Origin of the sequence: Nocardioides marinquilinus (genome assembly GCF_039543705.1) — a bacterium.
Classification (GTDB): Bacteria; Actinomycetota; Actinomycetes; order Propionibacteriales; family Nocardioidaceae; genus Nocardioides; species Nocardioides marinquilinus.
Genome location: NZ_BAABKG010000003.1, coordinates 635189 through 647130 on the forward strand (window position 1 = coordinate 635189; position 11942 = coordinate 647130).

The following is an 11942-nucleotide window of genomic DNA, read 5'->3' on the forward strand; positions in this document are numbered from 1 at the left end:
GCTCAGGCCACCGTGGCGGTCAGGCGCGACAGCGGCTCGGAGAGCGCGTTGACGGCGTCGACGAGCGCGCCCACCTCGTCCTTCGACAGCTGGTCGTAGGTCACGAAGCCGTCGCCGGAGCGGTGGGTGTCGAGCAGCGCCTGCAGCTCGTCGAAGCGGGTGGTGAGGGTCTGGGCGAGCTCGGGGTCCTTCTCGGCGAGCACCGGCTGCAGGTTCTCGAAGGCGACGCGGGCGCCGTCCACGTTGGCCTGGAAGTCCCACAGGTCGGTGCGCGACCAGTACTCCTCCTCGCCGGTGACCTTGCCGCTGGCGACCTCCTCGAGCAGGCCGCGCGAGCCGTTGCCGAGGTCGACCACGGTGTAGTCGAGGCCCTGGATCTTCTGGTCGAGCTTCTTGGTGTTCGCGAGCAGGTCGTCGCCGTAGGTGACGCGCTCCTGCGGGGTCAGGGCCCGGTACTTCTCGGCGCGCGCGGGCCAGAGGTCCTTCTCGATGCGGTGCCAGCCGGTCCACTCCTCGCCGGCGACGACGTCGGCCTCGCGGGCGTCCATGAGCGGGTCGAGGTCACCGAACGACTCGGCCACGGTCTCGATGCGCTCCCAGTGCTGGCGGGCCACGGGGTAGAGCGCGCGGGCCTCGTCGTCCTGGTCGCCGGCCTCGTAGAGCTCGACGAAGCGGGTGGTCTGCTCGAGCAGCTGGGCCGACTGGTCGCGCACGTAGAGCTTGTAGGCGGCCAGCGCCTCCTGCACCTTCTGGTCGTCGGTGCCCTCGGCGAGCTGCTCCTTGCCCTCGTCGGACGCGGTGACGGTGAACGCGTTGCGGATGCCGTCGCCCTTCATGCCGGGGCGGCAGGAGGTGTAGTAGGTGCCCGCGGGCGCCTTGACGGTGAGCGTGCTGCTATCGCCCTCGCCGATGTTCTCGACCTCGCCGAGCACCCGCAGGCCGTCGTCGCCGAGCAGGTAGAACTCGGTGACTTCGCTGCCGGCGTTGCTCACCTCGAAGGTGAGCGTGCCCTCGGGCGCCTCGGCGCCCGAGACGTCGCAGGCGTCGTCGCTGGAGGTGACGGTGAGGGCGCGCCCGCCCTCGGCCTGGGCGGTGCTCTCGGTGCCGCAGGCCGACAGGCCGGCGACCAGTCCGAGCGAGGCGGCGGCGGCCAGGCCGGCGCGGCGGGCGCGGGTGGTGGTGCGGTTCACGCGGTGGGCTCCTTCTGCGGCTCGGCCGGGGCCGGGGCGGGGTCGGTGCTGGCGGTGCTGGCGGTGGGACGGGGCGCGGCCGAGCGACGCCGCACGGCCAGGAGGAACAGGGTCATCACGGGCACGAGGTAGGCCAGCCAGACGACGGCCTCGAGGACCGTCGGGGCGGGCGTGAAGTTGAACATCCCGGCGAGCAGCGAGCCGTACCAGGAGTTCACGTCGACGGTGCCGGAGATGTCGAACAGCGTGGTGCCGAGACCCGGCAGGACGTCGATCTCCTGCAGGTCGTGGACGCCGTACGACAGCACGCCGGCGGCCACCACGATGAGCGCGGCGCCGGTCCAGGTGAAGAACCGGCTGAGGTTGATCTGCAGCGCGCCGCGGTAGATGAGGTAGCCGATGACGACGGCGGCGAGGATGCCCAGCACCGCGCCGACGAGCGGCGTCGAGGACAGGACGGCGCCCTCGGGCTTGTCGCGGCCGGTGGCGGTCTGGGTCTTGGCCCAGAGGATCGCCCCGGTCTCCATGCCCTCGCGGCCGACGGCGAGGAAGCCGATCAGCAGCACGCCGAGCCGGCTCTCGGCGGCGGCGTCCAGGCGACCGCGCAGCTCACCGGCGATGGAGCGGGCCGCGCCCGCCATCCAGAAGACCATCCAGGTCACGAAGACCACGGCCACCAGCGACAGGACGCCGCCCAGCAGCTCTTGGGACCGGAAGTCGAGCTTGCGGGACTGCAGGCCGAGTCCGACGGTGAAGCCGGCCGAGACGAGCAGTGCGAGGCCGACGCCGAGCCAGATCCACTTCAGCTGGTCGCGCCGGTCGGACTTGACGAGGTAGGCGACGAGGATGCTGACGACGAGCGCCGCCTCGAGCCCCTCGCGCAGTCCGATGAGGAAGTTGCTGAGCACGAGCGACGAGCGTACGCCCTCAGGTTAGGCATGCCTACCCTGACCCGGTGTGATCTGGTCGGCTGCCGGTGGTCGAGCAGGCCGAGCGCCTGCGCGAGGCCGTCGTCGCGACCCGCACCGACCACGCGAACGTCCCCGTGGAGGGCCGGTGGCTTCGACGACGCTCGTACCTCGCTGCTCAACCACCGGAGTCGCCGTCCACGGTGTCCGAGGCGCGAGGCCGGCCACGGCCGAGCCTCGAGACCAGGCACCGTCCACGCGAACGTGCGCGTGGACGGTGCCGGGGTGACTCGGGGCTCAGCGGGCGGAGGTGCCCTCGACGTAGTCGGAGTCGTGGCTCTTGACCCAGGCCATCAGCTTGCGCAGCTCGCGGCCGGTGGTCTCGATGGGGTGCTTCTCGGACTCCTCGCGGAACCTGGTGAACTCCGGGCTGCCGGCGTCCTGGTCGTCGATGAAGCGCTGGGCGAAGGTGCCGTTCTTGATGTCCTCGAGCACCTCGACCATGTTGGCCTTCACCTGCGGGGTGATCACGCGCGGGCCGGAGACGTAGTCGCCGTACTCGGCGGTGTCGGAGACCGACCAGCGCTGCTTGGCGATACCGCCCTCGTACATGAGGTCGACGATCAGCTTGAGCTCGTGCAGGCACTCGAAGTAGGCGACCTCGGGCTGGTAGCCGGCCTCGGTGAGCACCTCGAAGCCGTACTGCACCAGCTGCGAGGCGCCGCCGCAGAGCACGGCCTGCTCGCCGAACAGGTCGGTCTCGGTCTCCTCGGTGAACGTGGTCTTGATGCCGCCGGCACGCAGGCCGCCGATCGCCTTGGCGTAGCTCAGCGCGAGCGGCCAGGCGTCGCCGGAGGCGTCCTTCTCGACGGCGACGAGCACCGGCACGCCGCGGCCGTCGACGTACTCGCGGCGCACGAGGTGGCCCGGGCCCTTGGGGGCGACCATGAACACGTCGACGCCCTCGGGCGGGGTGATGTAGCCGAAGCGGATGTTGAAGCCGTGGCCGAAGACGAGGGTGTCGCCCTCGGCGAGCTGCGGCTCGATCTCCTCGGCGTACAGCTTCCGCTGGTGCTGGTCGGGGGCGAGGATGACGATGAGGTCGGACTCCTCGGCGGCCTGCGCCGGCGTCACGACCCGCAGGCCCTCGGCCTCGGCCTTGGCGCGGCTCTTCGAGCCGGGCTGCAGACCGATGCGGACGTCGACGCCCGAGTCGCGCAGCGACAGCGCGTGGGCGTGACCCTGGCTGCCGTAGCCGATGACGGCCACGTTCTTGCCCTGGATCAGGGACAGGTCGGCGTCGTCGTCGTAGAACATCTCGGCCACGGGTGGGGCTCCTTCTGGTTCGGGTTCGGGGTTCGGGATCGGGAACGGGTGGGGTCAGGCGCTGACCGGCGGCACCGGCACGGTGACCGGGCGCAGGCTGCGCTCGGAGATCGAGCGCGAGCCGCGGCCGATGGCCACCTGGCCCGACTGCACGAGCTCGCGCACGCCGTAGGGCTCGAGCATGGTGAGGAAGTCGGCGATCTTCGAGGTGTTGCCGACCAGCTGCACGGTGACCGCGTCGGGGGCGACGTCGATGACCTTCGCGCGGAACGCCTGGACGACGTCCAGCACCTGGCCGCGGGTCTCACCGGTGGCGGCGATCTTGGCCAGCACCAGCTCGCGGTTGACCGACGCGTCGGGGTCGAGCTCGACGATCTTGATGACCTCGACCAGCTTGTTGAGCTGCTTGGTGACCTGCTCGAGCGGCGACTCGGCGACGTTGACCACGATCGTCATCCGCGAGATCTCGGCGTGCTCGGTGGGGCCGACAGCCAGCGAGTCGATGTTGAAGCCGCGGCGGCTGAACAGGCTCGCGATGCGGGCCAGGACGCCGGGCTTGTTCTCGACCAGGACGCTCAGGGTGTGGGTGCTCATGAGGGGCGGACCTCCCAGTCGTCCTCGACCTCGAAGTCGGGGGCGAGGTCGCGCGCGTACTTGATGTCGTCGTTGCTGGTGCCGGCGGCGACCATCGGCCACACCATCGCGTCACGGTGCACGCGGAAGTCGACCACGACGGGCACGTCGTTGATCTCCATGGCCTTCTCGATGGTCGCGTCGACGGCGTCCGGGGTCTCGCACGACAGGCCCACGCAGCCGTAGGCGTCGGCGAGCTTGACGAAGTCGGGGATCCGCTTGGAGTGCAGGTCGGTGTTGGAGTAGCGCTCGTTGTAGAACAGCGTCTGCCACTGCCGCACCATGCCGAGCGACTCGTTGTTGATGATCGCGACCTTGATCGGGATGTCGTTGATCGCGCAGGTGGCGAGCTCTTGGTTGGTCATCTGGAAGCAGCCGTCGCCGTCGATGGCCCACACCGTCTTGTCGGGCACGCCGACCTTGGCGCCCATCGCGGCGGGGACGGCGTACCCCATCGTGCCGAGGCCGCCGGAGTTGATCCACGAGTTCGGCTTCTCGTAGCCCACGAAGTGCGCGGCCCACATCTGGTGCTGGCCGACGCCGGAGGTGTAGACGGCGTCGGGGCCGGCGATGGCGCCGAGCCGCTCGATGACGTACTGCGGGGCCAGGCTGCCCTCGGGCTTGTCGTAGCCGAGCGGGTAGCGCGCCCGCAGCGCCGAGAGCTGCGCGACCCAGCCCTCGTAGTCACCGGTGTGGCCGGCGTCCGACTCGGTCTGCAGCGCGGCGGCGAGGTCGAGCAGCACCTCGCGGACGTCGCCCACGATCGGGACGTCGGCGTGGCGGTTCTTGCCGATCTCGGCGGGGTCGATGTCGGCGTGGATGATCTTCGCGCCGGGCGCGAAGGAGTCGAGGTTGCCGGTGACGCGGTCGTCGAAGCGGGCGCCGAGGCTGACGATCAGGTCGCTCTTCTGCAGCGCCGCGACCGCCGCCACCGTGCCGTGCATGCCGGGCATGCCGAGGTGCTGCACGTGGCTGTCGGGGAACGCGCCGCGGGCCATCAGCGTGGTGACGACGGGGATGCCGGTCAGCTCGGCCACCGCCAGCAGCTCGCGCGAGGCGCGGGCCCGGATGACGCCGCCGCCGACGTAGAGCACCGGACGGCGCGACTCGAGCAGCAGCCGGGTGGCCTCGCGGATCTGCTTGGCGTGCGGGCGGGTGACGGGCCGGTAGCCGGGCAGGTGCAGCTCGGTGGGCCACTCGAAGGTCGTCATCGCCTGCTGCGCCGACTTCGCGATGTCGACCAGCACCGGGCCGGGGCGACCCGTCGAGGCGATGTGGAAGGCCTCGGCGATGGTGCGCGGGATGTCGAGCGGGTCGGTGATCAGGTAGTTGTGCTTGGTGATCGGCATCGTGATGCCGCGGATGTCGGCCTCCTGGAAGGCGTCGGTGCCGATCATCGCGGCCGAGACCTGGCCGGTGACGGCCACCAGCGGCACGGAGTCCATGTGGGCGTCGGCGAGCGGCGTCACGAGGTTCGTGGCGCCCGGCCCGGACGTCGCCATGCACACCCCGACCTTGCCGGTGGCGGCCGCGTAGCCCTGGGCCGCGTGGCCCGCGCCCTGCTCGTGGCGCACCAGGATGTGACGGATGCTGGAGTCCATCAGCGGGTCGTAGGACGGCAGGATCGTGCCGCCCGGGATGCCGAAGATGTTCTCGGCGCCGGCCGCCTCCAGCGACCGGACCAGGCTCTGGGCTCCGGTGATCTGCTCGCTCATCGCGCTTCCTCTTCTCCGGCGACTCCGGACCTGCTGGATCCGGGTGCCCCTGTCTCGTGCTCGTGCTGACGGGTGGGCCCACTCATGAAGAAGCCCCTCGGTTGCTCGGCAACGAGGGGCGACGCGTCGGCGGGGCAGCCGGCGCGTCAGGTGAGTACGAGAAGGTGGTGCACGCCGACACCGTAGCCCGTCGTCCCACGATCCGGTACGGCGGTCTCACGGCTCGGTCATCCCACCGTCATGCACGGGGCCCGTCGTTCACCTCACCGTCACGCGCCGTCACGCGCCGTCACGCGCCGGCCCACCGCGCTTGGCCCGGCTCCCGGCCGTCGGCGGTGCACACGCAGACCTGGTTGCCGTGGGCGTCGGCGAGCACCCAGAACGCCGGCGCGTACTCGTCGGTGACGAGCCGGCCGCCGGCCTCGACCGCCGCCCGCACCCGCGGCTCGGCGGCCTCGCGGGCGACGACGATGTCGAGGTGGAAGCGCTGCGGCTGCTCGCCGGTCGCCTCGGGCGCGGTCTGGAACCACAGCGTGTTGTTGCGGCCACCGGGGTCGCGCACCTCGGGGTCGTCGTCGGTGGACTCGTAGCCGAGGACGGCGGCCCAGAACGGCCGCACCTCCTCGGCGTCCGGGACGTCGAGCGCGAGCTCGAGGCGGGAGGTCTCGGCCGGCGCGGCCTCGAGGCCGAGGTCGGCGGCGATGGCGGAGATCTCGCGGGCCAGGGCGAGGTCGCGGCTGGTGACGCCGCCGACGTCGTGGCTGGAGAGGTCGACGTCGACCTGCGGGTAGGTGAGCATCACGTCGGGGTGGTGGTTCGCTGCCTCGGCCGCCTCGGTGATGCGGGTGACGAGCTCGAGGCCCGTCGTGAAGCTGCCGGTGCGGAACCGGGCGTGCAGGCCGTTGAGGAAGTAGCGCCAGTCGTCGAGCCCGGCGGCGACCACCTGCGGGTAGCGCAGCACCTGCTTCGGGTCGGTGGTCTCGCTGGTCTCTCTGGTCTCTCTGGTCTCGCTCGGGTCGCTCATGGCAGCACCTTCTGTCCGATCGGTCCGGGGTTGAACGCGACCTCCCAGCGGAAGCCGTCGGGGTCGGCGAAGTAGCCGGTGTAGCCGCCCCACGCGCGCTCGGTGCCCTCGCCGAGCGCCTCGGCGCCGGCGGCGGCCGCCTCGGCGAGCACCCGGTCGACGTCCTCCGGGGTGGGCACGTTGTGGGCGAGGGTGAAGGGCGGGACGCCGGCGGCGGTCGACGGGGCGGCGATCGCGCCGACCTCCTCCTCGAACTGGTCGCGCGCCCACAGCGACAGCACGAGGTGCTCGCCGGCCATGAGCATCACCACCTCGCCCGGCTCGTCGAGCTCGGCGCGCCAGCCGAGGCCGTCGACGTAGAAGCGGCGGGAGACCTCGAGGTCGGCCACGGCCAGGGTCACGAAGCTGATCCGCTGGTCCACTCCCCCGACCCTGCCACGCCGAGTCGGGCGCTGGCGACCCCCGCCCCGTTCTCGGCCGGCTCCTGTCGTTCTCGGCCGTTGCACCGGCCGAGAACGTCGGGAGTCACCGGATCACCGGTGATTCCTGCCGCCCCTCCCCGGGCGGACGGAGCGGCGCCCGCTGGCGGCCGTCGGAGTCGAAGTTGGCCGGGTCGAGCCAGGCCTCGTGGGCGGCGCGGACGGCGGGCCACTCGGCGTCGGTGACCGAGAACCAGTCGGTGTCGCGGTTGCGGCCCTTGGTGATCATGTGGTGGCGGAACCGGCCCTCGTAGGTGAAGCCCAGCCGCGCGGCGGCGCGGCGCGAGGGCTCGTTGAGGCTGTCGCACTTCCACTCGAAGCGGCGGTAGCCGAGCGTCTCGAAGGCCCAGCGCATCAGCAGGTGCGTGGCCTCGGTGGTGGCCGGCGTCCGCTGCAGGTGGCGGGCGTAGAGCACCCCGGCCACCTCGACCTGCCCGTGCGCCGGCTCGATGCGCATGAACGAGGTGAGGCCCGACGGTCGTCCGCCCGCCGGCACCACGACCCACGTCTCCATGCCCGGGGCGGCGAGGTAGGCCTCGACCCAGGCGGTCATGGCCGGCACGTCGGCGGGCGGGTCGGTCGGACGGTAGGTCCACAGCGGCCGGCTCGCCTCGTCGCACAGCGCGGCGTGCAGGTCGGGCGCGTGGGCGACGTCCAGCGGCTCGAGGACGACGTGGCGCCCGGTCAGCGTGACCGGCGTGGGGTAGGGGCGCGGCGTCCACCCCGGGACGACGTCGCCGACCGGCAGGCCGTGGGCGTTCTGCTCGGGCACCCGACCAGTCAACCGGATCGGGCCCCTCCCGTCGGCACGCCCCGGTGCTTGCCACACGCAGCAGACTGGCCCCATGAGCGACGCCACGCGTGAGTTCCGCCCGGGCATCGACCCGGCCGTCCCGCCCAGCGGCCCCGGCTGTGCCGAGTGCGACGAGGTCGGCGGCTGGTGGGCCCACCTGCGCCGGTGCGCGATGTGCGGCCACGTCGGGTGCTGCGACTCCTCCCCCGCCCAGCACGCCACGGCCCACTTCCGCGAGACCGGCCACCCGATCGTGCAGAGCTTCGAGCCCGGCGAGGACTGGTTCTGGGACTACGGCAGCGAGTCGATGGCCGACGGCCCGCCCCTCGCGCCGCCCACGGCGCACCCCGACGACCAGCCCTCGCCCGGCCCGGCCGGCCGGGTGCCCGACGACTGGCGCTCGAAGCTCAACTGACCGGGTCGGGCACGCGGACGACGGCGGGGCCGGCATGACGCGCGCTCGCGCCTGGCACGCCGTGACCGCCGCGGTGGTGCTGGCGGCCCTGCTGCTCCAGCTGGTGCTGGTGCTGCAGGGCGGCCGCGTGCTCGACGAGCAGGAGGAGCCCGGCCTCGGCGTCCGGCTGGCTCGGCTGGTCGCCTACTTCACCATCCAGAGCAACGTGCTCGTCGCGGTCGCCGCCGTCGCCCTGGCCCGCGACCCGCGCCGCGACGGCCCGGTGTGGCGGGTGGTGCGACTGGCCGGCGTGGTCGGCATCGCGGTCACCGGCCTGGTGCACGTCGTGCTGCTGCGCCCGCTGCTCGACCTCGACGGCGCCGACTGGGTGGCCGACAAGCTGCTGCACGTGGCGGTGCCGCTGCTCGCGGTCGTCGGCTGGGCGGCCTTCGGCCCGCGGCCGCGGGTCACCGGGCGCGTCGTGGCCTGGGCGCTGGCGTGGCCGGTGGCGTGGCTGGCGGTGACGCTGCTGGTCGGCGCCACCAGCGGCTGGTACCCCTATCCGTTCCTCGACCCGGACGAGGACGGCGCGGGCGCGGTCGTCGTGAGCTGCGTCGGCGTCACCGTGCTGTTCCTGCTGCTGTTCGGCCTGGCCACGCTGGTCGACCGGCGCGCGCCGCAGGCCCCTCGTCGCCTCAGCCGCTGAGCCCGTCGAGCACCTCGCGCACGACCTCGAGGCCCCGCTCGACCTCGCCGAACGACGTCGAGAGCGGCGAGAGCCCGAGCCGCAGGCCGCCGGGGTCGCGGTAGTCGGGGATGACGTCGCGCCGCCACAGCTCGGCGGTCACCTCGCGCATCGCGGGGTGGGTGAACGTCACGTGCCCGCCGCGTCGGTCGGGGTCGCGCGGCGAGGCGAGCGCCGCCTCGGGCAGCAGCTCGGCCGCCCGCTCGACGGCGAACCCGGTGAGCACGCGCGACTTGGCGCGCACGGCGTCCATGCCGACGTCCTCGATCAGGTCGAGCATGTCCTGCATGGCCAGCATCCCGACCACCGGCGGCGTGCCCGACAGCATCCGGCGGATGCCCGCGGTGGGCGCGTAGGTGGGCCCCATCAGGAACGGGTCGGCCGCGCCCATCCACCCCTGGATCGGCTGGACGGCGGACCGCTCCCCCTCGAGCAGCCGCGCCGCGACGTAGACGAACGCCGGGGAGCCCGGGCCGCCGTTGAGGTACTTGTAGCTGCAGCCGACGGCGAGGTCGGCGCCCCACGCGTCGAGGGCGACCGGCACCGAGCCCACCGAGTGGGAGAGGTCCCAGAGCACCAGCGCGCCGGCGTCGTGGGCGATGCGCGTCAGCTCGGCCCCGTCGGCGAGGTGCGCCGAGCGGTAGGCGACGTGGCTGAGCGCGACGAGCGCCGTCCGCTCCCCCACCGCCTCGGTCAGCAGCTCGGGCGTCACGCCGGCCGCGGTGTCGACCTCGATCCACCGGAGGGTCAGGCCGCACTCGCGGGCCACGCCGTCGGCGACGTAGCGGTCGGTCGGGAAGTTGTCGCGGTCGATGACGATCTCGGTGCGGCCGGTGCCCTCCTGCAGGGCGGCCGCGGCGCGCATCGCCTTGTAGAGCAGCACGGTGGTCGAGTCGCCGACGGCGACCTGGCCGGGGGCGGCGCCGAGGCAGACCCGGCCGATGCGGTCGCCGAGCACGAGCGGCAGGTCGAACCAGCTCTCGTCCCAACCGCGGATCAGGCGGCCGGCCCACTCGTCGTCCACGAACGCGGCCAGGCGCGAGGCGGTGACCCGCAGCGGCCGGCCGAGCGAGTTGCCGTCGAGGTAGACCAGCGGGCTCTCGCTGCCGACGAAGCGGTCGCGGTGGCGGGCCAGCGGGTCGGCGGCGTCCAGCTCGGCCGCGGTCGGGGTCACGCTCGCGACAGTAGTGGGGCCATGCTGGTCGCATGAGCACCCCCGAGCCTCCGCCGCGACTCGAGCCCCTCGACGAGACCTGGGATCGGATGCTGTGCGTCGTCGCCCACCCCGACGACATGGAGTTCGGCGCGGCGGCCGCCGTCGCTCGCTGGACCGGCCAGGGCAGGACGGTCGGCTACTGCATGGTGACCAGCGGTGAGGCCGGCATCGACGGCCTGCACCCCGACCAGGCGCGCCCGCTGCGCGAGGCCGAGCAGGTCGACTCGGCGCGCATCGTCGGCGTCGAGCACGTCGAGTTCCTGGGCCTGCCCGACGGCGTCCTCGAGTACGGCGTGCCGCTGCGCGCCGCGATCGCCCGCTCGGTGCGCGCGTTCCGCCCCGACGTCGTGGTCACCGGCAACTTCCGCGACACGTGGGGCGGGCGCAGCCTGAACCAGGCCGACCACATCGCGGTCGGCAAGGCGGTGCTGGACGCCGTCCGCGACGCCGGCAACCGGTGGGTCTTCGCCGACCAGCTCACCGCCGGCCCCGACGGCGGGCTCGAGCCGTGGGGCGGGGTGCGCGAGGTGTGGGCCTTCGGCTCGCCCGAGGCCACCCACGGCGTCGACACCACCGAGACCTTCGACGCCGGCGTCGCCTCGCTCGAGGCCCACCGCGCCTACATCGACGGCCTCGGCTGGGAGCACTTCGACCCCCGCGAGATGCTTGAGGGCTTCGCCCGCCCCACCGGGCAGCGGCTCGGCGTCGCGTTCGGCGCGGCCTTCGAGGTCTTCCCGATGGGCTGGGGCGACTGAGTCGTCTGGTCGCTCCGGGGTGGTGGGTGCCGCCCCCTCGCGCCAGTCACGAGGGCTGCCGCTGCCGGCCCCGGCGAGGGGTCCGGCACACGCACCACCCCTTCGCTCCGTGCGCCGTGGGGTCGAGACCGGCTGTGGTCCGTGCGCATGCGACGGGGCACGGGGTGGTGGGTGCCGCCCCCTCGGGCTGCGGGTGACGTCCGTTCCGTTCGATTGAACGGATCACGCGCGCTTGGGGGCCTTCAGGCGGGTCGGACCGTTCAATTGAACAGATCAGGCGAGCTCTAAGGCCGCCCGCGCCGTCGGACCGTTCGATTGAACGGATCAGGCGAGCTCTGGGGCCGCCCGCGCCGTCAGACCGCTCAGTTGAACCGAACAGCACCGTTGACGCCCGCGAGGAGTGTGCCGTCAGCGGTGGGCACGCGCCGGCCGTCAGCGGTCGGGGTCGGGCGGGGGTGGCGCCGTCCGGTCGAGCGAGCCGAGGTTGGCCACGACCGCGGCGGCGGGCGGCAGGACGGCGGCCACGAGCGTCATCACCACCGCGGCGGTGGTGCTCCACAGCCGCACCACGTTCCAGGCCAGCACGATGAGCACCACGCAGGTGCCCATCATCGCGAAGTAGGCCCGCTGGCGGGTCGAGCGCTGCACCCTTCGAGGCTACGTCGGGCGCAGGGCTCCCGAGCCGCCCGCGGGCGCGCTCACCCGGGTGACGCATCAGCCGCGCCCGGACGCGACACGGCCCCCACCGGCCTGACTCGGTGGGG

The 11942-nt window shown here is 72.9% G+C and carries 13 protein-coding genes; 3 read left to right on the plus strand and 10 right to left on the minus strand.

Annotated elements, in window-relative coordinates:
* Window positions 1–2: 2 nt before the first annotated feature.
* The 8 genes from efeO to ABEA04_RS14185 all read right to left on the minus strand — a co-directional run bounded on the left by efeO (window position 3) and on the right by ABEA04_RS14185 (window position 8047).
* Complete coding sequence (efeO, locus tag ABEA04_RS14150; protein ID WP_345459627.1) at window positions 3–1190, minus strand: iron uptake system protein EfeO; 1188 nt, start codon at window positions 1188–1190, stop codon at window positions 3–5.
* Window positions 1187–2098, minus strand: coding sequence for an iron uptake transporter permease EfeU (gene efeU, locus ABEA04_RS14155; protein WP_345459630.1), 912 nt, complete (start codon window positions 2096–2098; stop codon window positions 1187–1189). Before efeU ends, efeO begins: the two co-directional genes overlap by 4 nt.
* A gap of 297 nt (window positions 2099–2395) precedes the next feature.
* Complete coding sequence (gene ilvC / locus ABEA04_RS14160) at window positions 2396–3424, minus strand: ketol-acid reductoisomerase (RefSeq protein ID WP_345459633.1); 1029 nt, start codon at window positions 3422–3424, stop codon at window positions 2396–2398.
* A 54-nt stretch (window positions 3425–3478) separates the two neighbouring features.
* Window positions 3479–4018 (minus strand): acetolactate synthase small subunit, encoded by a 540-nt coding sequence (gene ilvN, locus ABEA04_RS14165; protein WP_345459636.1) that lies wholly within the window; start codon window positions 4016–4018, stop codon window positions 3479–3481.
* Window positions 4015–5772 carry an acetolactate synthase large subunit gene (locus ABEA04_RS14170; protein WP_425577032.1) on the minus strand — a complete coding sequence of 586 codons (1758 nt, stop codon included), beginning with the start codon at window positions 5770–5772 and terminating at the stop codon, window positions 4015–4017. Before ABEA04_RS14170 ends, ilvN begins: the two co-directional genes overlap by 4 nt.
* A gap of 289 nt (window positions 5773–6061) precedes the next feature.
* Entirely contained in the window at window positions 6062–6796 is a 735-nt protein-coding gene (locus ABEA04_RS14175; protein WP_345459639.1) for a VOC family protein, read from the minus strand.
* Window positions 6793–7218, minus strand: coding sequence for a VOC family protein (locus ABEA04_RS14180; protein WP_345459642.1), 426 nt, complete (start codon window positions 7216–7218; stop codon window positions 6793–6795). The genes ABEA04_RS14175 and ABEA04_RS14180 overlap by 4 nt, the downstream gene beginning before the upstream one ends.
* 103 nt (window positions 7219–7321) lie before the next feature.
* Window positions 7322–8047 carry a GNAT family N-acetyltransferase gene (locus ABEA04_RS14185; RefSeq protein ID WP_345459645.1) on the minus strand — a complete coding sequence of 242 codons (726 nt, stop codon included), beginning with the start codon at window positions 8045–8047 and terminating at the stop codon, window positions 7322–7324.
* 73 nt (window positions 8048–8120) lie between these two features.
* Between ABEA04_RS14185 and ABEA04_RS14190 the strand changes: the two genes are divergently transcribed.
* On the plus strand, window positions 8121–8483 hold the full coding sequence (locus ABEA04_RS14190) for a UBP-type zinc finger domain-containing protein (RefSeq protein ID WP_345459648.1): 363 nt from the start codon (window positions 8121–8123) through the stop codon (window positions 8481–8483).
* A gap of 34 nt (window positions 8484–8517) precedes the next feature.
* Window positions 8518–9168: a Pr6Pr family membrane protein gene (locus tag ABEA04_RS14195; protein WP_345459650.1), complete on the plus strand. Its 651-nt coding sequence runs from the start codon at window positions 8518–8520 to the stop codon at window positions 9166–9168.
* Here ABEA04_RS14195 and ABEA04_RS14200 read toward each other — a convergent pair.
* Window positions 9158–10381, minus strand: coding sequence for a kynureninase (locus ABEA04_RS14200; RefSeq protein WP_345459653.1), 1224 nt, complete (start codon window positions 10379–10381; stop codon window positions 9158–9160). The genes ABEA04_RS14195 and ABEA04_RS14200 overlap by 11 nt on opposite strands.
* A gap of 32 nt (window positions 10382–10413) precedes the next feature.
* Between ABEA04_RS14200 and ABEA04_RS14205 the strand changes: the two genes are divergently transcribed.
* On the plus strand, window positions 10414–11178 hold the full coding sequence (locus ABEA04_RS14205) for a PIG-L deacetylase family protein (protein ID WP_345459655.1): 765 nt from the start codon (window positions 10414–10416) through the stop codon (window positions 11176–11178).
* A 432-nt stretch (window positions 11179–11610) separates the two neighbouring features.
* On the opposite strand, the gene ABEA04_RS14210 is transcribed toward ABEA04_RS14205, so the two are convergent.
* Window positions 11611–11826 carry a DUF3099 domain-containing protein gene (locus ABEA04_RS14210; protein ID WP_345459658.1) on the minus strand — a complete coding sequence of 72 codons (216 nt, stop codon included), beginning with the start codon at window positions 11824–11826 and terminating at the stop codon, window positions 11611–11613.
* Window positions 11827–11942 lie beyond the last annotated feature (116 nt).

What these genes read in the sequence shown, in the direction of transcription:
- ilvN (WP_345459636.1), bottom strand. Translation starts at nt 4,018, where the DNA reads ATGAGCACCCACACCCTGAGCGTCCTGGTCGAGAACAAGCCCGGCGTC.
- ABEA04_RS14170 (WP_425577032.1), bottom strand. Translation starts at nt 5,772, where the DNA reads ATGAGCGAGCAGATCACCGGAGCCCAGAGCCTGGTCCGGTCGCTGGAG.
- ABEA04_RS14175 (WP_345459639.1), bottom strand. Translation starts at nt 6,796, where the DNA reads ATGAGCGACCCGAGCGAGACCAGAGAGACCAGAGAGACCAGCGAGACC.
- ABEA04_RS14190 (WP_345459648.1), top strand. Translation starts at nt 8,121, where the DNA reads ATGAGCGACGCCACGCGTGAGTTCCGCCCGGGCATCGACCCGGCCGTC.
- ABEA04_RS14195 (WP_345459650.1), top strand. Translation starts at nt 8,518, where the DNA reads ATGACGCGCGCTCGCGCCTGGCACGCCGTGACCGCCGCGGTGGTGCTG.
- ABEA04_RS14205 (WP_345459655.1), top strand. Translation starts at nt 10,414, where the DNA reads ATGAGCACCCCCGAGCCTCCGCCGCGACTCGAGCCCCTCGACGAGACC.